Origin of the sequence: Methylophaga marina (assembly GCF_030296755.1) — a bacterium.
Classification (GTDB): domain Bacteria; phylum Pseudomonadota; class Gammaproteobacteria; order Nitrosococcales; family Methylophagaceae; genus Methylophaga; species Methylophaga marina.
Map to the genome: position 1 here is coordinate 2,102,216 of NZ_AP027741.1, position 21,148 is coordinate 2,123,363.

At 45.5% G+C, this 21,148-nt stretch carries 21 protein-coding genes and 1 pseudogene; 13 read left to right on the forward strand and 9 right to left on the reverse strand.

Annotation, left to right across the window (positions count from 1 at the left end):
- Positions 1-3 precede the first annotated feature (3 nt).
- The 3 genes from QUE24_RS10785 to lysS all read left to right on the forward strand — a co-directional run bounded on the left by QUE24_RS10785 (position 4) and on the right by lysS (position 3,498).
- Positions 4-804 carry a peptidoglycan DD-metalloendopeptidase family protein gene (locus QUE24_RS10785; protein WP_286303840.1) on the forward strand — a complete coding sequence of 267 codons (801 nt, stop codon included), beginning with the start codon at positions 4-6 and terminating at the stop codon, positions 802-804.
- A gap of 109 nt (positions 805-913) precedes the next feature.
- Positions 914-1,991 (forward strand): peptide chain release factor 2 gene (gene prfB / locus QUE24_RS10790; RefSeq protein WP_286303841.1). Its coding sequence is split into 2 segments (ribosomal slippage): positions 914-967 and positions 969-1,991, totalling 1,077 coding nucleotides; the frame shifts between segments, so codons are not numbered across the junction.
- A 13-nt stretch (positions 1,992-2,004) separates the two neighbouring features.
- Positions 2,005-3,498 carry a lysine--tRNA ligase gene (lysS, locus tag QUE24_RS10795; protein WP_286303842.1) on the forward strand — a complete coding sequence of 498 codons (1,494 nt, stop codon included), beginning with the start codon at positions 2,005-2,007 and terminating at the stop codon, positions 3,496-3,498.
- A gap of 126 nt (positions 3,499-3,624) precedes the next feature.
- Here the strand turns inward: lysS and QUE24_RS10800 are convergent, their stop codons facing one another.
- From QUE24_RS10800 to QUE24_RS10810, 3 genes are all read right to left on the reverse strand, one after another.
- Positions 3,625-4,068, reverse strand: a complete 444-nt coding sequence (locus tag QUE24_RS10800; RefSeq protein WP_286303843.1) for a DUF3617 domain-containing protein — start codon at positions 4,066-4,068, stop codon at positions 3,625-3,627.
- A gap of 83 nt (positions 4,069-4,151) precedes the next feature.
- Positions 4,152-4,679 carry an NlpC/P60 family protein gene (locus tag QUE24_RS10805; protein ID WP_286303844.1) on the reverse strand — a complete coding sequence of 176 codons (528 nt, stop codon included), beginning with the start codon at positions 4,677-4,679 and terminating at the stop codon, positions 4,152-4,154.
- 129 nt (positions 4,680-4,808) lie between these two features.
- Positions 4,809-5,657, reverse strand: a complete 849-nt coding sequence (locus QUE24_RS10810; protein ID WP_286303846.1) for an HDOD domain-containing protein — start codon at positions 5,655-5,657, stop codon at positions 4,809-4,811.
- A gap of 94 nt (positions 5,658-5,751) precedes the next feature.
- Between QUE24_RS10810 and alaC the strand changes: the two genes are divergently transcribed.
- Genes alaC through QUE24_RS10830 form a run of 4 tightly spaced genes read left to right on the forward strand, consistent with a single transcriptional unit; the run spans position 5,752 to position 9,955 of the window.
- Complete coding sequence (gene alaC, locus QUE24_RS10815; RefSeq protein WP_286303847.1) at positions 5,752-6,930, forward strand: alanine transaminase; 1,179 nt, start codon at positions 5,752-5,754, stop codon at positions 6,928-6,930.
- A gap of 8 nt (positions 6,931-6,938) precedes the next feature.
- Positions 6,939-8,252: a homoserine dehydrogenase gene (locus QUE24_RS10820; protein ID WP_286303848.1), complete on the forward strand. Its 1,314-nt coding sequence runs from the start codon at positions 6,939-6,941 to the stop codon at positions 8,250-8,252.
- A gap of 34 nt (positions 8,253-8,286) precedes the next feature.
- A complete protein-coding gene (gene thrC / locus QUE24_RS10825) occupies positions 8,287-9,429 on the forward strand; it encodes a threonine synthase (RefSeq protein WP_286303849.1) in 1,143 nt (380 codons plus the stop codon).
- A gap of 4 nt (positions 9,430-9,433) precedes the next feature.
- Positions 9,434-9,955, forward strand: coding sequence for a hypothetical protein (locus QUE24_RS10830; protein ID WP_286303850.1), 522 nt, complete (start codon positions 9,434-9,436; stop codon positions 9,953-9,955).
- Positions 9,956-10,006: 51 nt separating this feature from the next.
- On the opposite strand, the gene QUE24_RS10835 is transcribed toward QUE24_RS10830, so the two are convergent.
- The 5 genes from QUE24_RS10835 to rph all read right to left on the reverse strand — a co-directional run bounded on the left by QUE24_RS10835 (position 10,007) and on the right by rph (position 13,481).
- On the reverse strand, positions 10,007-10,273 hold the full coding sequence (locus tag QUE24_RS10835) for a hypothetical protein (protein ID WP_286303851.1): 267 nt from the start codon (positions 10,271-10,273) through the stop codon (positions 10,007-10,009).
- A 35-nt stretch (positions 10,274-10,308) separates the two neighbouring features.
- The gene (hemW, locus tag QUE24_RS10840) at positions 10,309-11,469 is read right to left on the reverse strand and encodes a radical SAM family heme chaperone HemW (RefSeq protein ID WP_286303852.1); all 1,161 of its coding nucleotides are present in this window, start codon (positions 11,467-11,469) and stop codon (positions 10,309-10,311) included.
- Positions 11,469-12,095 (reverse strand): hypothetical protein, encoded by a 627-nt coding sequence (locus tag QUE24_RS10845; RefSeq protein ID WP_286303853.1) that lies wholly within the window; start codon positions 12,093-12,095, stop codon positions 11,469-11,471. Before QUE24_RS10845 ends, hemW begins: the two co-directional genes overlap by 1 nt.
- A 64-nt stretch (positions 12,096-12,159) precedes the next feature.
- The gene (gene rdgB / locus QUE24_RS10850) at positions 12,160-12,765 is read right to left on the reverse strand and encodes an RdgB/HAM1 family non-canonical purine NTP pyrophosphatase (protein ID WP_286303854.1); all 606 of its coding nucleotides are present in this window, start codon (positions 12,763-12,765) and stop codon (positions 12,160-12,162) included.
- Positions 12,762-13,481 (reverse strand): ribonuclease PH, encoded by a 720-nt coding sequence (gene rph / locus QUE24_RS10855; RefSeq protein WP_286303855.1) that lies wholly within the window; start codon positions 13,479-13,481, stop codon positions 12,762-12,764. The genes rdgB and rph overlap by 4 nt, the downstream gene beginning before the upstream one ends.
- A 130-nt stretch (positions 13,482-13,611) precedes the next feature.
- Here rph and QUE24_RS10860 point away from each other — a divergent pair, with 130 nt between their 5' ends.
- Positions 13,612-14,466, forward strand: coding sequence for a YicC/YloC family endoribonuclease (locus QUE24_RS10860; protein WP_286306110.1), 855 nt, complete (start codon positions 13,612-13,614; stop codon positions 14,464-14,466).
- A 71-nt stretch (positions 14,467-14,537) separates the two neighbouring features.
- Here QUE24_RS10860 and QUE24_RS10865 read toward each other — a convergent pair whose 3' ends face one another.
- Positions 14,538-15,188 (reverse strand): VPLPA-CTERM sorting domain-containing protein, encoded by a 651-nt coding sequence (locus QUE24_RS10865; protein ID WP_286303856.1) that lies wholly within the window; start codon positions 15,186-15,188, stop codon positions 14,538-14,540.
- Positions 15,189-15,532: 344 nt separating this feature from the next.
- On the opposite strand from QUE24_RS10865, the gene gmk reads away from it, so the two are divergent.
- The 5 genes and pseudogenes from gmk to recG all read left to right on the forward strand — a co-directional run bounded on the left by gmk (position 15,533) and on the right by recG (position 21,143).
- Positions 15,533-16,150 carry a guanylate kinase gene (gmk, locus tag QUE24_RS10870; RefSeq protein WP_286303857.1) on the forward strand — a complete coding sequence of 206 codons (618 nt, stop codon included), beginning with the start codon at positions 15,533-15,535 and terminating at the stop codon, positions 16,148-16,150.
- A gap of 45 nt (positions 16,151-16,195) precedes the next feature.
- The gene (gene rpoZ, locus QUE24_RS10875) at positions 16,196-16,456 is read left to right on the forward strand and encodes a DNA-directed RNA polymerase subunit omega (protein WP_286303858.1); all 261 of its coding nucleotides are present in this window, start codon (positions 16,196-16,198) and stop codon (positions 16,454-16,456) included.
- A gap of 6 nt (positions 16,457-16,462) precedes the next feature.
- A pseudogene (locus tag QUE24_RS15825) lies at positions 16,463-18,618 on the forward strand (RelA/SpoT family protein).
- A 24-nt stretch (positions 18,619-18,642) separates the two neighbouring features.
- A complete protein-coding gene (locus QUE24_RS10890; RefSeq protein WP_286303861.1) occupies positions 18,643-19,029 on the forward strand; it encodes a RidA family protein in 387 nt (128 codons plus the stop codon).
- A gap of 26 nt (positions 19,030-19,055) precedes the next feature.
- On the forward strand, positions 19,056-21,143 hold the full coding sequence (gene recG, locus QUE24_RS10895; protein WP_286303862.1) for an ATP-dependent DNA helicase RecG: 2,088 nt from the start codon (positions 19,056-19,058) through the stop codon (positions 21,141-21,143).
- The last annotated feature ends 5 nt before the right edge of the window (positions 21,144-21,148 follow it).

Consider the following 21,148-nt stretch of genomic DNA (forward strand, 5'->3'; position numbering starts at 1 on the left):
CATATGCAATGGATCGGGCCGCTACTGCTGATTTTTTTATTATCCTCATGTGGTGGGGGCAGTAGAGCATTAGCCCCTGTTGGCTCTTATGGTTACGATAGCAGTCAACGGAAAATAACCTCACCTCCTTCTTCATATACCGTAAAAAAAGGCGACACACTGTATTCCATTAGCTGGCGATATGGCATGGATTATAAGGAGCTGGCGCGAATTAATGGTATTCGTTCGCCTTACACCATCTACGTTGGGCAAAAGCTTAAATTCAAACGATCCACTACCAGCACAAGGACAGCATCCAGCTCGACCTCCAATAAAGGAAAAGCGGTCACAAAACCGAGTTCTACGTCATCAAAACCCAAAGTGACAAAACCCACCACATCCACTAAACCGGCCAAATCTTCAACGACGACGTCCAGCTATAGCGGTAATCAGAATTTACAATGGCGTTGGCCAACAGATGGTGTAGTGATTGGTTCCTATTCCAATAGCAGCTCTGGAGGCAAGGGTATCGATATCTCAGGTAAAGCCGGACAGCCTGTTATCGCGGCTGCTTCAGGCAAAGTTGTATACAGTGGGAATGGACTTCCAAGATATGGCAACTTACTGATTATAAAGCATAATGATGTTTACCTGAGCGCCTATGCTCATAATGAAAGTTTGCTGGTCAAAGAAGGCCAAATAGTCAAGTCCGGTCAAAAGATAGCCACGTTGGGGCGCACCGGTACTCAGCGATATCAATTACATTTTGAAATACGTCGAAATGGCAAACCTGTCGACCCACAACGCTTCTTACCTAAACGATAAAAGTGGGGTACGCCATTTTTATGACAAATCAGCTACAATATGGGGCTTGCCGGATTCGCCGGTGTTCAATCAAATTTACTAGAGGTTACCTTTGGAACTAGGCGCAACGATGCAGCGAATCAAAGACCTACGAGATCGTAGTGACGATCTTAGGGGGTATCTTTGACTATGATGAGAAAGCTGAAAGATTAATTGAAGTCACGCGCGAGCTGGAATCTCCCAGTGTTTGGGAAAATCCAGACATGGCTCAGAAATTAGGGCAGGAACGTGCCAGTTTAGAAAAAATTGTCACGACTTTATCTGGCCATCGTGAAATGCTGGATGATGCAAAAGAACTACTCGAATTAGCAGTTGAGGATAATGATCAGGCCACGTTTGATGCAATCCAGGCTGATCTGAATGAATTAGAAAAAGGTTTGGAAAAGCTGGAATTCCAACGCATGTTTTCCGGTAAGCTGGATAAAAATAATGCGTATCTGGATATCCAGTCTGGCTCTGGTGGTACCGAAGCCCAGGACTGGGCAAATATGATTTTGCGTATGTATCTGCGTTGGGGCGAATCACAAGACTATAAAGTCGAGTTGATGGAAGTGTCAGCGGGTGAGGTTGCCGGTATCAAAAGTGCCACTGTCCGATTCGAAGGTGAATATGCCTTTGGTATGTTGCGTACAGAAACCGGTGTACATCGTCTTGTCCGTAAATCACCCTTTGATTCAGGGGCTCGTCGTCACACTTCTTTTGCATCTGTATTCGTTTATCCAGAAGTGGATGAAACTATCGAGATTGATATCAATCCGGCTGATCTGAGAACGGATACTTATCGTTCCAGTGGTGCTGGTGGTCAGCATGTTAATACCACTGACTCGGCTGTCCGTATTACTCACGTACCGACTAATACCGTAGTGCAATGTCAGACAGAACGCTCACAGCATCAGAACAGAGATCGCGCAATGAACCAGTTACGTGCCAAGCTGTACGAACTGGAGTTAATGAAACAAAATGAAGTGAAACAGGCTGCTGAAGAGTCGAAGTCAGACATCGGCTGGGGCAGTCAGATACGTTCTTATGTGCTCGATCAGTCTCGCATCAAAGACCTGCGTACCGGTGTTGAAACCGGTAATACACAAGCGGTGTTGGATGGTGACTTAGACCCATTTATCGAAGCCTCACTCAAATCAGGATTATAAGCTGGAAACCCGAATGACAAATGAAACAGAACTGGATGAAAACCGTTTAATTGCTCAGAGACGTGAAAAACTGGCGGAGTTGAGAGAACAAGGTAACGCCTTTCCAAACGACTTTCGTCGTAATGTCATGAATGCTGAACTGCAGGCAGAGTATGCCGAGTGGGATGCTGAAAAATTAAAAGCGAACCCATTGCGTGTGAAGATTGCTGGCCGCATGATGACCAAACGTGTCATGGGTAAGGCCAGTTTTGCGACGGTACGCGACATGTCAGGTAATATTCAATTGTATGTGGCTCGTGATGAATTACCTGAAGGCGTTTATCCTCAATTTAAAAGCTGGGACCTGGGCGATATCATCGGTGCAGAAGGCACATTATTTCGCACTCAAAAAGGTGAGTTGTCAGTGCATGTTGATAGCATTCAGTTATTAACCAAATCACTCAGGCCACTGCCTGAGAAATTCCACGGATTATCTGATCAGGAAACACGTTACCGCCAACGTTATGTTGATTTAATCATGAACGAAGCCAGTCGTGACGTATTCCGTGTGCGGACTAAAATCGTTGATGGTGTTCGTCGTTATTTGATGGCGAAAGATTATCTTGAAGTGGAAACACCCATGATGCAAGCCATTCCTGGTGGGGCAACCGCTCGTCCATTCACCACACATCATAATGCATTAGACATGGGCTTATATCTTCGCATAGCCCCTGAGCTGTATTTAAAACGTTTGGTCGTGGGTGGTTTTGAGCGTGTGTTTGAAATCAATCGCAATTTCCGTAATGAAGGTTTATCTACGCGTCATAATCCAGAGTTCACCATGGTGGAGTTTTATCAGGCCTATGCTGATTACCATGAATTAATGGATCTGACAGAGGACATGTTACGTACGGTCACTCAAGATGTTTTAGGCTCAACGCAAGTTCACTATCAAGGTCTGGATATTGATTTTGCCAAACCGTTTACTCGTATGACGGTAAAAGAGTCGATTCTGCACTTTAATCCAGATCTAACAGCGGAACAGTTGGATGATATTGAGTCGGCGCGTGCGATTGCTAAATCGTTAGATATCCCACTAAAACAATCATATGGGCTGGGTAAAGTCCAAATCGAGATCTTTGAAAAAACCGTTGAGCACCGTTTGATGGATCCGACATTTATCACTGCCTATCCAACAGAGGTCTCTCCACTGGCTCGCCGTAATGATGATGACCCGTTCGTCACTGATCGATTTGAATTTTTTGTGGGTGGCCGTGAAATTGCTAATGGCTTCTCAGAGTTGAACGATGCAGAAGATCAGGCCGAACGTTTCAAAGCGCAGGTAGAAGAAAAAGATGCCGGTGACGATGAGGCGATGCACTACGATGCCGATTATATCCGTGCACTTGAATACGGTATGCCCCCTACAGCGGGAGAAGGTATCGGTATTGATCGATTGGTCATGTTATTGACCGACTCACCTTCCATCCGTGACGTATTGTTATTCCCGCATATGCGTCCGGAATAGTCGTTCTGGTTTGATCAAAAAAGGCGAGAAGTTTCTCGCCTTTTTTGTTTCTGGTGTGAGTATCATCGCTAGCACTCATTATTGTTAACAAGGCCAGCTTTGATCTGATGCAAGCTTAACAGCCTTTTACTTAGCCGCTGGACATGCACCAATACGCTTTGCAGTAAAGTTCATCGTCATCACCATGGTGCCCATCGGACTATTCATTTCACTGCTCATTTGACCATCCATATGGTCGCCTCGGAAATTAGTGTGGCCGATAAAGTGATTTTTTATCCCCTGTATATCGCAATCCACAGCAAAGTCAGCGGTGTCACGCAATACGTTGACTTTTTGAACCAGGCACTGCTTAGGAATCTCCAACATATCCACGCCTTTATCAATTTGTGCTTGAGTAAGGCATTCCTGATTACTTGATGTTTGTGGCTCGAGAGACATCGGCCCTTGAATCGTTGTCGTGGTCGTATGAGCCCACATTCCTGGTGTTAAATTTGGTTTGTCAGCGTAGGCTGGTAAACAAACAGCCATAAGACTGAAGCATGACAGCATTAAGCAAGCGCGTTGGAACATGATGCGTTCTCCTAAAAATGTACTGATGATTGAATAATCAATCTGGCACATATTGCCGTGAGTCTGACGATATAGCAACGTGCCTAAGGTGAAATGCTGCTTACCGGTTTCACTCTCACTGCTTGCCAGAAATAACGTGCCCAGTAACTATTATGCATACTCGAGATAGTGACACCTATTTTCGTCGAGACGTGAAGAAATTTGTCCTCTTCCAGATAAATACCTACATGACTGCCTTTGCGGAAAAAAACTAAGTCCCCGGATTTAAGCTCAGTGCGTTTGATGTGTTTTCCCTGCAGGATTTGTTGGGAGGTAGTGCGTGGCATAGTGATACCAAACAAGTGTTGATACGTCTGCTGGACAAAGGCTGAACAATCGATACCCGATCGATTATTGCCACCTAAACGATAGGGGGTACCATGCCATTGCTGATACTGACGATATAGCTGGCTGAGAGTGTGTTGCTGATCAATAGTGCCAATAGGTTGTGGTGGAGTGTATACGGGGGGACTTGTCTGACAGGCGGCTATCAGAGACATTAAAGATAATAATAAAAGCCGCAGCGAGTAGTGTTTTAATCGATTAAGCAAAGCGTCAAACTCAGAGTTCATGTGTAACCGTGTATTTTTTTCTGTGACAAACTTACTCTACCTGATTTCGGCTTTTTGCTCCTGAACAATCTCAATGACATAAACAAAAAAGGGCAGAAGATCTGCCCTTTAATAATCAGTATATCAACGCTATGGTTGTATATTGAATAAAGCTAGCGCTTCCAGATACTCTTCACTATTCTCATCGATTTCATAGACTGTGAGACCTGTATCAGCGCCTACTTTCTCAAAAGAAATCACTTTGTTTAATGTGAGGGGATCCAGAGCTTTTTCCGTATCAAATAAGCTTTGCAGATAGGCTACTTGAACCACATCTACCAAATCAGGACCCGCTGGACCACTGTTGCGATTTAGATTTTTATGCTCAGCAGCGACATCAATTAAGCTTTGCGGAAATTCCCATTTGCGAAGAATAGCAGCGCCAACGCGTGGGTAGAGGTTGTCGATAATCTGATCCAAGCGTTTTGGATTGTCTAATAAACCTGCTTCCTCTTCTGCCTGCATCAGAATAGGTAAAGTACCAATCGAATGGATTAAACCAGCCAACATCGCTTCATCCGTATTCATTTTTGGAATTTTGCTGGCGAGCACCTGACTTTGCGCAGAAACCTTGGTGCTATGTTCCCAAAGCGCTTTAAGACGCTTCTCCAATCGTTTATTGGAGGCATTGAACATTTGTTCCATCATCAGGCTGGTGACGATATTACGCACCATGGTCAGGCCTAATCTTGGCACCGCCATGTGGATACTCTCAATCGGAACACGACCACGATATAAAGGACTGTTCGCTACTTTTAATAAGCGCGCCGACAGGGCGGGATCGGTTACAATAATGTCTGCCAATTGCACTGCAGTGGCATCTGGGTCATCAACAACTTCTCTCACCTTGAGTGCCACTTCTGGCAATGTGGGTAAAAGAAGTTTACCGTCCTCAAGATCTTTCAGGATTTTGTTATAAAATAGGTCTTGCTGGCTCATAGTAATCGCTTCTGATAAATGAATTTGAAGTGTTTATTAATTTCAGTTATTTTGCTTAGTTTGCCGACAGTTTTAGCTTATCGCAGGTATTCAGTTGAACGACGAATTTCCAAGAATTAAACGCCTTCCGCCTTACGTTTTCAACATTGTAAATGATTTGAAAGCAAAAGCACGTGCGCGTGGTGAGGATATCATTGATTTTGGTATGGGTAACCCCGATCGCCCGGCACCCGCGCATATTGTAGAAAAACTGGTCGAAGCGGCGCAGCGGCCAGATACTCACCGTTATTCGGTATCACGCGGTATTCCGAGGCTGCGTAAAGCCTGCACTGGCTGGTACAAACGCAAGTTTGATGTTGATCTTGATCCCGAAACAGAATGTATTGTTACCATCGGTTCTAAAGAAGGGCTAGCGCACTTAGCATTAGCGACAGTAGGCCCAGGTGATGCGGTGTTAGTACCTAATCCGGCTTATCCGATTCATCCTTATGGTTTTGTTATCGCTGGTGCAGATATTCGCCATGTGCCGCTTACCCCGGATGTAGACTTTTTTGCGGAGTTAGAAAAGTCGGTCAAAGATTCATGGCCTAAACCTAAAATGCTGGTGCTTAACTTTCCCGGTAATCCCACTACTCAATGCGTGGATTTGGACTTTTTCCAGAAGGTTGTGGATTTTGCTCGCGAGCATAAAATTTGGGTGGTGCATGATTTAGCGTATGGTGAAATTGTGTTCGATGGTTATAAAGCACCTTCCATCTTACAAATACCAGGCGCGAAAGAAGTGGCTGTGGAGTTTTACACACTGTCAAAAACATACAATATGCCTGGTTGGCGTGTTGGCTTTATGTCTGGTAACCCGACATTAATTGCTGCTCTGGCACGGATGAAGTCCTACTTGGATTACGGTATGTTTACACCGATTCAGGTAGCAGCCATCACCGCCTTGGAAGGACCACAGGATTGTGTTGATGAGATTGTTGAAACATACAGAAGCCGTCGTGATGTCTTGTGTGATGGCTTAAATGCGATTGGCTGGCAGGTTGAAAAACCGAAAGCGACCATGTTTGTATGGGCAAAAATTCCAGAGAAATATCGTGAGCTTGGCTCATTAGAATTTAGTAAAAAATTATTGAAAGAAGCGAAAGTGGCTGTCTCACCTGGTATTGGTTTTGGTGAGTATGGTGATGATTACGTTCGCTTTGGATTGATCGAAAACGAACATCGTACACGTCAGGCGATCCGTGGGATCCGTGACATGATGAGAAAACCGTAGGGGGCAGAGTGCAATCAGTAAAAATCGGAATTCTGGGCTTAGGGACGGTTGGTAGTGGTACTGTCAACGTATTAACCCGGAACTCGAGAGAAATCAGTCGTCGTGCAGGTCGTGATATTGAAATATATCGCGCTGCTGATCGTGACCTTGATAAACCTAAAGGCTGTGACACTTCTGCTATCAATTTAACGGATGATGCTTTTGACATCATCAACGATCCTGACATTCAGATTGTGGTTGAATTGATTGGCGGTACCGGTGTGGCGAAAGAGTTGGTGATAAAAACCATCGAAAACGGCAAGCATGTCGTGACAGCCAACAAAGCGCTTATTGCCATGCACGGTAACGAGCTATTTGAGCTCGCTCAGGAAAGAGGCGTCACTATTTCTTTTGAAGCGGCGGTTGCTGGTGGTATCCCTATCATCAAAGCGATGCGTGAAGGTTTGGCTGGTAATCGTATTGAATGGCTGGCAGGCATTATCAACGGTACAGGCAACTTCATCCTGACAGAAATGCGGGAAAAAGGCCGGGACTTTGCTGACGTGTTAGCGGAAGCACAGGCGCTGGGTTATGCTGAAGCAGATCCTACCTTCGATATTGAAGGTATTGATGCGGCGCATAAGCTGACCATCATGGCCTCCATTGCCTTTGGCATCCCATTACAGTTCGATAAATGTTACACCGAAGGCATCAGTCGTATTGCTCAGGAGGACGTGTTAAATGCCAATGAGTTGGGTTATAGAATCAAACATCTTGGCATCGCGAAGAAAACAACATCTGGCGTGGAATTACGAGTTCATCCGACATTGATTCCACAGCGTCGTTTATTAGCTAATGTCAATGGCGTAATGAATGCGGTAGTGGTGAAAGGGGATGCGGTTGGCCCAACGCTTTACTATGGCGCTGGCGCTGGTTCAGAAGCGACGGCTTCAGCTGTCGTGGCTGATATTGTGGATATCGTCCGCGCATTGACTACCGATCCTGAAAACCGCGTACCACACTTGGCTTTCCAACCAGATGCATTGAAAGATACGCCTATTCTGCCGATGTCAGAAGTTGTGACATCATATTACCTACGTATCCACACGCTGGATAAACCGGGTGTATTAGCGGATATCACACGAATTTTAAGCAAGGAAGGCATCAATATTGAAGCTATCTTGCAGAAGCAGCCTGAAGAACATGAGGGAATGGTGCCCATCATCATGCTGACGCAAGCTGTCATTGAAAAAAATATGGATCAGGCGATAGCGCAAATTGAAGCGCTGGACACTGTACCCGATTCCATTATGCGTATTCGCATGGAATCGCTTGGTGGTTAAGCCTGTATAAAGCATTCATTTAGAGGAAATTATTATGTCATTTCGACCACGTTACACTGGATTAATTGAGCGCTATCGCGACCGTTTACCAGTCAATGACGATACCCGCCTGATCAGTCTTGGTGAAGGCAATACCCCGCTTATTAAGCTCAACCACATTACAAAAGAGCTGGGTAAGGATGTCGATATTTATGTTAAGTACGAAGGCCTGAACCCAACTGGCTCTTTCAAAGACCGTGGTATGACCATGGCCGTAACGAAAGCAGTAGAAGAGGGTAGTAAAGCGATTATCTGTGCTTCAACAGGTAATACATCTGCTGCCGCTGCTGCCTATGCGGCACGTGCCGGCATCGCTGCATTTGTACTTATTCCTGACGGCAAAATTGCACAAGGCAAATTGGCTCAGGCGATGATGCACGGCGCAACCGTGATTCAAATCAAAGGTAACTTTGATCAGGGTATGCAGTTAGTTAAAGAAGTGGCTGATCATGCACCAGTCACTATTGTTAACTCTATCAATCCATACCGTTTACAAGGTCAAAAAACAGCCGCTTTTGAGATCGTTGAAGAGTTAGGTCGTGCACCTGATTATCACTGTTTACCTGTTGGTAATGCCGGTAATATCACCGCTCACTGGATTGGTTATTGTGAGTATTCATGTGATTCAGGTGACCATGTCACTGATGCATGTGCGTATTGTGGTGGTAAATGCAAATATGCCGGTGGTGCTATCGTCGGTAACCGTCCTAAGATGATTGGCTACCAAGCCGCTGGTAGTGCACCGTTCATGCGTGGACACATGGTAGACGATCCTGAGACGGTGGCGACTGCAATTCGTATTGGTCACCCACAAAGCTGGGATAAAGCCTGGCAGGTGAAAGAAGAGTCAGGTGGTTGGTTTGATGAATGTTCAGATGAAGAAATCCTGGCTGCACAGAAATTATTAGCTGAAAAAGAAGGTGTGTTCTGTGAGCCTGCATCAGCTACTTCTCTAGCTGGAGCATTGCGTGATGTGAAATCAGGCAAGATTCCCGAAGGCAGTACGATTGTCTGTACATTAACGGGTCATGGTTTAAAAGATCCTGATACTGCTATTAAACAAAGTACTTCTGCTGTCGTCACCGTAAATGCTGAACTTGACGCTGTTCGTGAAGCCATTTTGAATAATATGGTGTAATGATATGACTTATTACGCGGACCCTACCGAAAAGGAAATCGCTCGCGCCAAGTTGCCCCATGATATTTTTCTGAGTAACTTAATTGGTAACCATATTCTTGTGTTTACCGCGATTTCGACGTTCGGTCCGTCGTACATGAAGTATCTATTCCTAGTGCCATTAATTTCATTTATGGCACTGGGATATACTTACTGGCGATCCAGTAAGGTAAAACGTGAAGACGGCGAATTCGTCTGGGCGCATTGGCAAGTAGCACGCCGCTGGAGTCGTTTTTTTATGATGATTCTTATACTGCTTGTTAGCGTGTCGACCTTAGGTGTGCTGGGTCATATGTATCTTGGCATGATGAAAGAAGCCGTCTACGCTATGATTGGTGGTTTAGGTATTCTGCCAACGCTGGTGAGCGTATTGGTATTGATCGTGATTGAATCAGATTCTCTTCATCACGCTAGAATGGGAACGCTGCCGAAATGGGCATTAAAACGTTTCCTGAATATTGAACCTGAGCCCAGTCAGGACGATTAAGTTTTCTGTTATTGAGTTGTCTTAGTTCTTATCTCACGACAACTGAATGAATCACTTTGTCGTATTCAAATACCACTTCAAACTTTTTATATTCCCAACGTGTAATGGGGGCTGGCCAACCGCTGGCTGCGTTGATTGTGGTTCTCCAAACTGTTGTTTAACCTGAGCCATGCTCATGCCTCTGGTCGGCCGGACAATCCCTGTAGGATCATTAGCCACTTCATAGCTGGGATCAGTAATGGAGATCACTTCTGCCTGGCACAGGTTTGTAAAAGAGAATAATGCTGTGCCAATGATAAGTAGAGAACGAGTCGTCATAGACGTTTCCTTAAAGAAGTATGCGAAAAAGCATACTATGCCTCTATAAATAGCTCAATCAGACTATTCAGGTAACGTTGGCCTTTTTCTGTGGGTCGGATTTTCTCGATCGTATGCTCTAATAACTCTAACTGCTCAGCTTGCTGCATAGCTCGTCTTATCGTCGAAATCGGCACACCGGTATGCTGCTGGAAAAGGGGCGTGGGTACGCCATCCAGTAAGCGCATCGCATTAAGCATAAACTCAAAGCCTACCTCATCCGGGCTGACCAGCGTTTTCTCAACTAAGCCCGCTTCTGTGCCTGCCGTTTCCATATACTTCTGTGGTTGTTTTTGTTTAACTCGTCGCTGAATTTGCTGTGGAGAAACACTGCTGATTTTGCCATGTGCGCCAGCGCCGATACCAATATAATCACCAAAGCGCCAGTAATTAACATTATGCCGACATTGATGACCTTTTTGTGCATAGGCCGAGGTTTCATACTGTTTGTAGCCTGCTTCAGCCAGACGCGCCTGATTGGTCAGTTGCCAATCATAGATCGGATCATCATCCGGCAGGCTCGGTGGCTGAGAGTAAAACAAGGTGTTGGGTTCTATCGTTAATTGATAGTAAGAAATATGCGGTGGGGCAAGTGCAATGGCCGTTTCAACATCATGTCGCGCTTTTTTCTCATCCTGTCCAGGCAAACCAAACATCAGATCCAGATTAAAACTATCAAAGCCAGCTTGATGAGCATATTCAACCGCTTTGATCGCTTGCTGACCGTCATGAATTCGGCCTAACGCCTGCAAAGCATTCTGGTCGAAGCTTTGAATACCAATACTTAACCGGTTGATGCCCACATCACGATATTCATGAAAACGACCGGCTTCTACCGTACCCGGATTAGCTTCCAGTGTAATTTCAGCATCATGTTGTAAAGGCAGTAAGGCCCGCAGCGATGAGAATAGCCGATCATAGGCTTCAGCTGAAAACAGACTGGGTGTGCCGCCGCCAATAAATACCGTATTAATTGACCGTCCCCAAATCAGGGGTAATTCTTGTTCCAGATCGCGTATCAGTGCATCAATATAAGCCGATTCTGGCAGAGATTGATGATTATCATGGGAGTTAAAATCACAATAGGGACATTTACGCACACACCAGGGAACGTGAATATACAGACTAAGTGGTGGTAAGGATGTAAAGTTAAACATTAGTTTGATTCCGGTTCCCAGCCTGCCTTCCAATCATCTAAATAAATAATGACAGGCATTTCGCCATTGCCATAAAACCAGGAGTCTACGGCATAACGAGTGTGCGTTTGTGTATCAATGATGGTGGCGGTGTTATGTGGCGCCTGTCCCTGAAAAATACCCCGTGAAGTACGTGAAGCAGAGGTATGCCATTTTAGAACACCGGCTTTCTCAAGCATACGCAGGTAAACACTGGTATTGGTGGCTTCATCCACGCAGTCCAATTGACCAAAGCGATTATTGGCAATCTGGTTACGCGCTAAATCTTTCTCGCTGCCAATTTGTTTTCCGATCAGCGTCTCCAGGTTGGCAATGGCTTGTTGAATGGCCTGTCGTTCTTCATGAGCATTGGTTGTTTTATTGAATAAGTTGAGTATGCCTGACCAATCTTGTTCACTCAGGCTGACTTCACTGATTCTGTAACAGCTCATGCTATGGCAGACGGAGAAAAGTGCTGGATTTGGTTGACCAATAAAAAAACGATAATGATTGTCCCAGATATCACTCAGGTTTTGCCCGCTACGAATCGGCGTGATGGGGCGATCAGAGTCATAAGTCGTGCAGGCCGATAGCGCTAACGTCATCATGAGAAGTGGAAAGGGGAAACGGCACATGGTCAGTTAACACTGTTGAAGCGTGGTATTTGAGTAATCAGAACTGATGACGGCTGTATGGAAACTCTTCTATAAACTGGCGCATAGCCTGGCCGCGATGGCTGATAGCATGTTTCTGTTCTGAGCTAAGTTCGGCTGCACTGCAGTCTGTTTCAGGGACAAAAAAGATAGGGTCATAGCCAAAGCCTCCCTCGCCGAGTGCTTCCGTCATAATCTGACCTTGCCAGCTTCCTTGAAAGATTAAGGGAGTGGGGTCCTCAGCATGACGCATGAAGACAATCACACATTGGAACCGTGCACTTCGTTCCGATGCCGGTACATCTTTCAAGGCCGAGAGCAGGGCGGCAACATTTTCTTCATCACTGGCAGAACTGCCTGCATAACAAGAAGAATAAATGCCCGGCGCACCGCGCAGGGCATCTACTTCAATACCTGAATCATCAGCTATAGCAGCCAAGCCTGTTTGGTGACAGGCATTACGCGCTTTAATGATGGCATTTTCGACAAAGCTTAAACCGGTTTCTTCAGCCTCAATGACATCGAGATCGGCTTGTGAGACGATCTCAATTTTGAGAGGAGCAAGTAATTGTGCAAACTCACGCAGTTTGCCTTGATTGCCGGTTGCTAAGACGATTTTTTTCATGATGCTGCCAGTACTTCCCGTTGTTTTTCCATTAACTGACTAATGCCGTGGCTGGCTAAATCCAACATAGATTGTAACTCTTCAGCTCGGAATGCATGACCTTCAGCAGTACCCTGTAATTCGATATAAGCACCGGCGTCATTCATCACTACATTCATATCAGTTTCAGCAGATGAGTCTTCATCATAGTCCAGATCTAAGACTGGTGTACCGTTATAAATGCCAACAGAGATGGATGCGACCTGACCATGCAGGGGGCTGGATTTTAACTTTTTAGTTTTGATTAAATGACTGATGGCATCATGCAGAGCGACATAAGCACCAGTAATAGACGCGGTACGAGTACCGCCATCAGCTTGAATCACATCACAATCAATAGTGATACTACGTTCGCCTAATGATTTGAGGTCAATTGCGGCACGTAATGAGCGACCGATAAGACGCTGAATTTCCATCGTGCGGCCGCCTTGTTTACCTCTGGCTGCTTCACGTTGCATACGGCTGCCAGTAGAGCGAGGAAGCATGCCATATTCAGCCGTGACCCAACCTTCACCTGAGCCACGTAAAAATTGTGGAATACGTTCTTCAACGGTGGCTGTACAAAGTACTTTGGTGTCACCAAATTCTACCAGTACGGAGCCTTCAGCATGTTTGGTGTAGTTACGGGTGATATTAACCAGTCTTAGTTCATTGGCTTGACGACCACTTGGACGCATATTCGCTTTTCCTCAGTCAAATTCAATCTATTATACCTGCCATAAATCACCGCCGCAGATGCTTTTTGTTACCTGTTTTCGGTAAGATGTCAGATTAACTCAGAAATAGGACATGATTGTGACACGAAGTATGACCGCCTTTGCCCGCCATGAGGAGCAAACAGAGCTTGGCAGCTTGAGCTGGGAAATTCGCTCAGTAAATCATCGTTATCTAGAAGTCTCTTTCCGTTTAGAAGAAAGTTTTCGCCCATTTGAAATGGCAATGCGCAAACTCATCAGCGACACGCTAAGCCGAGGTAAGGTTGAAGTAGCACTTCGTTACCGTGCACCTGAGCAAACGCAGAGTGCATTGCAAATGAATGTCGACTTAGCTAAAGCCGTCATGGAGAACTATCAACAGCTCGCTTCGTTTACAGACAGTGCTGCGCCAATCGATATCTTGCGTGTGATGCAATGGCCTGGTGTCATTCAAACAGAAAGCCTGGATCAGGATGCGTTACAAGCCACGGTGCTCGAGTCTTTAAAACATGCTCTGGCTGACCTGGTAGCGACAAGGGAACGTGAAGGTGCAGCTCTGGAGCAAATGATTATTCAGCGTTGTGAGCAAATAAATGATATTGCAGAACAAACGAAAACACGCTTACCAGAAATTGTTGCCAGTCACCGTCAAAAATTATCAGACCGGATTGCTGAGCTTGAAGTGAATCTGGAGCCGGAACGCCTTGAGCAGGAAATGGTGCTGTTAGCACAAAAAGCGGATGTCGCTGAAGAAATCGATCGCTTACAGAATCATGTGAATGAAGTGAAACATACTCTAAAGCGCGATGAACCTATTGGCCGTCGACTGGATTTTCTGATGCAGGAATTGAATCGTGAAGCCAATACCCTGGGCTCTAAATCGATTGATACCGATACCACACGTTATTCGGTGGATCTAAAAGTGTTAATCGAACAGATGCGTGAGCAGATTCAGAATATCGAGTGAGAAATAACTTTTCACTCAGACATAAAAAAACACGGCTTTTGGCCGCGTTTTTTTGAGCTTTGACGACAAATTTACTTAATCGTTGATTGTTTTCTGCGCAAGCCAACTAAACCAAGTAATGCTGGAGCAAACAGCCATAACGCCGCAGGTACTGGTACTGCTGAAATGTTGGCTGTGTTGAATAAGGCAATATGCGATATGCCTTGTTTAATGAAGCTTTTGAAATACAGTTCAGATACCGCATCGTCAAACAGAGCAACAAATGTTGTGTTACCTGACTTGAGCATAATACCTTCAAATGTCAGACCCAGTGACGTTGTATTCACATAACCCGTCGAGAAGACATCAGATGTGAAAAAGTCTGTATTTTCTGTTGCCGCAGGGTATGAACCCGTGCTGTAAAAATCCAGTACATCGTAACCGACCAGTTCAGCATACTTGCCAGAACCGGCAGCAGCATCAAAAGCGGTATTGAGCTCAGCCTGTTTCACAGCGTTCGTTGTCGCTTTGGGATTTAGCTGATAAGCATAATCAGGGCCGGTACCAGCTGAGAAGCTTCCATCTGTACTCACGTATTGATAAGCCCCGGCGAAATGCTGGATGGTGCTTTCTTTTTTATTCTTGGTTGCATATATCACTTCATCGCTTAAATGTGCAGCCGATGCTGAACTAGCGATGAAAAGTGATAGGGCCACACTGGCAAAAATCTTTAAAGTTTTCATTGTCCTCTCCTAGAGTGAGGAAGTTGTTAATCACGGAGTTCATTTATCTCGAAGAGGTATGTAGCTCCATTGCGATATCAACTCTGTTTTTTATTCTTAAATTTAATTATATGCCTAGACGCATTTATTTCGTATTGTACTTTGGTACTAATGCGCGTAACTAAGTTGCTCGCAACATTATGCTGACATTCTAACTAAATGTGAACTATTCCATTAAACAAAATTATTTAGCCAAATTAATCACAGAATTATGTCTAACTCGCATTCATCAGGATTGATCCTTCATGGTGAAACGGAGGGCTTTTTGTCATAATTACCCAACTATTCCTTACAGCGTTCGAAATATGATGGGTAATCTTTTTATAGTGGCTGCACCGTCGGGTGCAGGCAAAACGAGTTTAGTGAATGCACTTATCTCACAACATGCGGAAATTAAACTATCCGTTTCACACACGACTCGTCCGCCTAGAGAGGGCGAAGTCAATGGTAAAGATTACCATTTTGTCGATCAGCAAACGTTTTCAGCGATGCGAGATGCCGGGAAATTTCTGGAATCAGCAACGGTGTTTGATAATAGCTACGGCACCTCATCTGATACAGTTAAGTCGTTATTAGCTGACGGCTTTGATGTCATCTTGGAAATTGACTGGCAAGGAGCGCAACAGGTCAGAAACAATTTCCCGCAGGCAATAGGCATTTTTATTCTGCCACCATCAAAAGCGACGCTGGAACAACGCTTACGCAATCGAGGTCAGGATAATGAGGATGTCATTGCTAGGCGTATGCGGGATGCAGAGAACGAAATTTCGCACTATGTTGAATTTGACTACATAATCGTTAACGATGATTTTGAGCAGGCATTAACTAGTTTGTCATCAATCATCGTGGCACAGCGTCATTCCTTAGCTATTCAGAAAAATAGTCAAGCAGACTTAATCACTGAATTACTGGCTCAACGCTAAGATATTTCGTAAAATTGATTCTTTAAATTTTAACTGGGAAAAACCATGGCTCGTACTACTGTTGAAGATTGTTTAGAAAATGTTGATAACCGTTTCCAATTAGTCCTGGTTGCCTCAAAACGCGCACGCGAAATTGCCATGGGTGATGACGCTATGGTTAGCCTGGATAATGATAAACCTACCGTTTTAGCGTTACGTGAGATTGCTGCAGGTTTGGTTGGACGTGAAATCTTAGAAAAAACCAGTGCTCGTGAACATGCATCAGAAAGCATCGTTAGCGACGAAGAATTACAAACGGAAGAATAAACTACCGTGAGTGCCAAGCCATCCGTTGCCTCTGAACTGGACTATATCCAAGAGTCAGAACCTAAACTGACAATCGATGACTTGTGCTATGCGACGGCTAACTATCTCGAATCCGGTCAAGTTGATTCGATTCGACGGGCTTATCATTTTGCGGACCACGCACATGAGGGCCAGACTCGTCGAAGTGGTGAACGTTATATCACCCATCCTCTAGCCGTCGCCCATGTTTTGGCCATGATGCATATGGATTATGAATGCATCATGGCCGGATTGCTTCATGATGTGATTGAAGACACCGCGCTAACAAAAGCTGACCTGGCCGCCGAGTTTGGCGAAGAAGTGGGGGAGTTGGTTGAAGGTGTCACTAAATTAGCCAAAGCGGCTTTTGAAACCCAAAAGCATGCTCAAGCTGAAAACTTAAGAAAAATGCTACTGGCGATGTCACGTGATATTCGTGTCATCATCGTCAAGCTGGCCGATCGTCTCCACAATATGCGTACGCTGGGGCATTTGCGCCCTGAAAAACGCCGTCGTATCGCCAACGAAACGCTGGATATCTATGCACCGATAGCCCAACGTCTGGGTATGAATTTAATGCGTTGTGAACTCGAAGATCTAGGGTTCCACGTTCTGTATCCGATTCGTTATCGCGTACTTCAAGATGCTGTTCGGAAATCACGCGGTAACCGCAAAGAAATTGTCACGCAGATCACCGCGTCTATCCTGAATCGGATGGAACAGGAAGGCTTGAGTGCCGACATTCAGGGGCGTGAAAAAACCTGTACAGCCTGTACAAAAAAATGGTCAGCAAACAACTGTCATTCTCTGAAGTGATGGATGTCTATGCTTTCCGTATTATCGTGGATGATGTTGACGCTTGTTACCGGATGCTGGGTGTAGTGCATAACTTGTACAAACCGGTACAAGGTAAATTCAAAGATTATATTGCGATTCCTAAAGCCAATGGTTACCAGTCCTTACATACCGTGTTGTTTGGCCCATACGGTGTACCGATTGAAGTGCAGATTCGGTCTCGTGATATGGACCATATGGCTGAAGCAGGTGTGGCTGCTCACTGGTTATACAAAACCGGTGAATCTGTGGGTAATAACCTAGCTCATCGTAAGGCGCGCCAGTGGCTGCAAGGGATTCTGGAAATGCAGAAAGGATCCGGCGACTCTATGGAGTTTCTGGAAAATCTGCGTATTGATCTATTCCCGGATGAAATTTACGTGTCTACGCCTAAGGGTGAGATTCTCACCTTGCCAAGAGGTGCGACAGCGGTGGACTTTGCCTATGCCGTTCACAGTGATGTTGGTAACAATTGTGTCGCTGCCCGAGTTGGTCGTCATCTGGTGCCTTTGAGCAGTCAGCTGGAAACGGGTGAATCAGTGGAAATCATTACCTCACCAGCTTCACATCCAAATCCTGCCTGGCTCAACTTTGTTGTGACGGCCAAAGCACGAACCAATATTCGTAATTATTTACGACACTTGCAGACGGAAGAAGCCGTGCTGCTTGGTCGTCGCTTGTTAAATAAACATTTGACCGCATTTTCCACCAATCTGGATGAGATCCCGGTTGAACGCTTTAATGAGCTTATCAATGAGTTTGAACTGAAACAGTTTGATGACTTGTTAGAGGATATCGGTTTAGGTAACCATTCTGCCTTGTTAATTGCACAGAAACTGGTGCATGAATCGACTCCGGATACAGAAGCACAAGCGCTGATGATCGCAGGCACAGAAGGCATGGTGGTCAGCTTTGCTCGTTGTTGCCATCCTATTCCTGGCGATCCTATTCATGGATATGTCAGTAGCGGTCGTGGCATTATCATCCATCAACGTGGCTGTAAAAATACCTCTAATCTTCGTGTGCAAAATGAGAAATGGCTCGACGTTGCCTGGTCACCTGATGTATCACGTGATTTCCCGGTCGACATCATGATTCATGTGAAAAACCAACGCGGTGTCCTCGCTACTATTGCGGCGGTGGTTTCCGAATCTGATTCGAATATTGATAATGTTGTCGTCGATGAACGCGATGGTGGTTATTCTGATTTACGTCTGACCATCGAAGTAGCTAACCGACAGCATTTAGCCCGTGTTATTCGCCGTTTACGTCGCCTCGACATGGTAGAAAGAATTACTCGTATTAATTAAAACCAGACTTTGATGGAGAAATGAATGTCTCGCGAAATTATTCATACAGCGGATGCCCCTGAAGCGATTGGCCCATATTCACAAGCTGTGAAAGTAGGTGACATCGTATATCTTTCAGGCCAAATTCCGTTGGTGCCTGAAACCATGACGGTTATCGAAGGTGATTTCAATACACAAGTAAGACGTGTGTTTGACAACTTATCTGCGGTTGCGAAAGCGTCAGGTGGTAGCTTGCAGGACGTCGTGAAGTTAAATATTTATCTGACCGATTTAAGTTATTTCGGTGCGGTAAATGACATCATGACAGAATATTTTGAACAGCCTTATCCTGCTCGTGCAGCGATTGGTGTGGCTTCTTTACCTAAAGATGTGCCTGTGGAAATGGATGCAATTTTGCATCTGAATGCGTAATTATTAAATTTTAGGAGTTTAAGGTTGTGGTGGCGGATAATGGATTATCACAACCAGTCACTTCTTTAAAAGGCGTAGGCGGCAAAGTTGCCGAGCGCCTTCTCAAAATTGGGGTACAGCAGATCCAGGATCTGCTGTTCCACCTTCCTCTCAGATATCAGGACCGAACTCGGTTGATGCCTCTTGGGGCACTCAAATTACAACAAGAAGTGTTGGTGGAAGGCACTATCCAGATTTCACAAGTGAAGTTCGGTCGTCGTCGTTCACTGCTATGCCATATCTCAGATGGCACCGGATCTCTGATCCTGCGTTTCTTTCATTTTTCCAAAGCCCAGCAATTACAGTTAGAAAAAGGCCGAAAAATTCGCTGCTTTGGTGAAGTTCGTAACGGTCCTTCCAGTTTTGAAATGGTCCATCCTGAGTATCAGTTAATTGATTCGACCAACATTGTGCCAGTCGATTCCGAACTGACACCGGTTTATCCGACGACAGAAGGACTGCACCAGCTTTCTCTACGAAAGCTCATTAAACAAGCATTGAGCTTTCTGGAAAATGGATTAATGCCAGAACTGGTTATACCTGAAGCACGCTGTCATGATGTGGCTGAGTTCTCATTGACCGAGGCCTTAAAGTTTGTGCATCAACCGCCACCAGACGCGCCGGTTCAGCAACTGATTGACAGACAACACCCTGCGCAAAAAAGACTGGCTTATGAAGAATTACTGGCACAACAGCTGACGATGAAAAAATTGCGTCAGCAGACACAGCATCATCGTGCGCCTGAACTAAAGCCAGACCGGACTCAACGCGAAGCTTTATTGCGTCAGTTGCCATTTCCGTTAACGGCGGCTCAACAACGTGTGTTGACTGAAATAGAAGCGGATATGACAAAACCGTCTCCCATGCAGCGCCTGGTTCAGGGTGATGTGGGTTCCGGTAAAACTGTCGTAGCGGCGTTGGCGGCTATTGATGCCGTGAGTGCAGGTTCACAAGCTGTGATGATGGCGCCAACAGAATTGCTGGCAGAGCAACATTTCAAAACCTTCACACAATGGCTGACACCGTTGGGAATGACAGTTGGCTGGTGTGCCGGTAAGCAGACTGCAACTGAACGGCGACAGGTGCTGGAGCAGCTCAAATCGGGCGAAATAAAAGTAGCCGTTGGCACTCATGCCTTGTTTCAGGATGAAGTCATATTTAATCATCTGGGACTGGTCGTCATTGATGAGCAGCATCGTTTTGGTGTGCATCAGCGTCTGGCCTTGCGCGATAAAGGTCGTGATGTGGATACCATGCCACACCAGTTAGTGATGACGGCAACACCGATTCCACGTACGTTGGCGATGACAGCATATGCTGATTTAAGTGTGTCTGTGATTGATGAGTTACCACCAGGCAGAACCCCCGTGACGACGGTTGTGGTCTCGGATAGTCGGCGTCAGGATGTGATTGAACGCGTTCATGCCGCTTGTCAGCAGCAGCGTCAGGTGTATTGGGTCTGTACTTTAATAGAAGAGTCTGAACATCTGCAGTGTCAGGCAGCAGAAGATACGGCAACCACTCTGCAGGATTGCTTACCGGATTTGAAAATCGGTCTGGTCCATGGCCGTATGAAATCAGCACAAAAAGAGCAGGTGATGGCGGCATTCAAATCTGCAGAACTCGATATGCTGGTGGCAACCACCGTTATTGAAGTGGGGGTGGACGTACCGAATGCCAGCTTAATGGTCATTGAAAATGCTGAACGGCTTGGACTCGCTCAGCTTCATCAGCTACGTGGTCGAGTAGGACGAGGTCAGGTCGAGAGTCATTGTGTTTTGATGTACCATGCGCCACTGTCTGAAAATGGTCAGGCCAGATTGAAGTGTTTGCGTGAGAGTAATGACGGTTTTGTGATCGCGCAGCGTGATCTGGAAATTCGAGGGCCGGGTGAAGTGTTGGGCACTCGGCAGACAGGTCTGCCACAATTCAGGGTTGCCAACTTGCTCGAGGATCAGGAGCTGTTAGCGGTGATGGAACAGGCGGCAAATACCATGCTGAAATTAGCGCCAGAAAAAGCAGAAGCACTGGTGACCCGTTGGTTTGCTCACAAACTTGATTTCGGTCATGTTTAATTTGT

Bases quoted from the DNA above. Each gene is read 5' to 3' on its own strand.
- QUE24_RS10800 (WP_286303843.1), bottom strand. From the start codon at position 4,068: ATGTTCCAACGCGCTTGCTTAATGCTGTCATGCTTCAGTCTTATGGCT.
- QUE24_RS10860 (WP_286306110.1), top strand. From the start codon at position 13,612: ATGACCGCCTTTGCCCGCCATGAGGAGCAAACAGAGCTTGGCAGCTTG.
- QUE24_RS10845 (WP_286303853.1), bottom strand. From the start codon at position 12,095: ATGATGACGTTAGCGCTATCGGCCTGCACGACTTATGACTCTGATCGC.
- QUE24_RS10835 (WP_286303851.1), bottom strand. From the start codon at position 10,273: ATGACGACTCGTTCTCTACTTATCATTGGCACAGCATTATTCTCTTTT.
- gmk (WP_286303857.1), top strand. From the start codon at position 15,533: ATGATGGGTAATCTTTTTATAGTGGCTGCACCGTCGGGTGCAGGCAAA.
- hemW (WP_286303852.1), bottom strand. From the start codon at position 11,469: ATGTTTAACTTTACATCCTTACCACCACTTAGTCTGTATATTCACGTT.
- QUE24_RS10830 (WP_286303850.1), top strand. From the start codon at position 9,434: ATGACTTATTACGCGGACCCTACCGAAAAGGAAATCGCTCGCGCCAAG.
- QUE24_RS10810 (WP_286303846.1), bottom strand. From the start codon at position 5,657: ATGAGCCAGCAAGACCTATTTTATAACAAAATCCTGAAAGATCTTGAG.
- QUE24_RS10805 (WP_286303844.1), bottom strand. From the start codon at position 4,679: ATGAACTCTGAGTTTGACGCTTTGCTTAATCGATTAAAACACTACTCG.
- rdgB (WP_286303854.1), bottom strand. From the start codon at position 12,765: ATGAAAAAAATCGTCTTAGCAACCGGCAATCAAGGCAAACTGCGTGAG.
- rpoZ (WP_286303858.1), top strand. From the start codon at position 16,196: ATGGCTCGTACTACTGTTGAAGATTGTTTAGAAAATGTTGATAACCGT.
- thrC (WP_286303849.1), top strand. From the start codon at position 8,287: ATGTCATTTCGACCACGTTACACTGGATTAATTGAGCGCTATCGCGAC.
- QUE24_RS10890 (WP_286303861.1), top strand. From the start codon at position 18,643: ATGTCTCGCGAAATTATTCATACAGCGGATGCCCCTGAAGCGATTGGC.
- lysS (WP_286303842.1), top strand. From the start codon at position 2,005: ATGACAAATGAAACAGAACTGGATGAAAACCGTTTAATTGCTCAGAGA.
- QUE24_RS10785 (WP_286303840.1), top strand. From the start codon at position 4: ATGCAATGGATCGGGCCGCTACTGCTGATTTTTTTATTATCCTCATGT.
- QUE24_RS10865 (WP_286303856.1), bottom strand. From the start codon at position 15,188: ATGAAAACTTTAAAGATTTTTGCCAGTGTGGCCCTATCACTTTTCATC.
- rph (WP_286303855.1), bottom strand. From the start codon at position 13,481: ATGCGTCCAAGTGGTCGTCAAGCCAATGAACTAAGACTGGTTAATATC.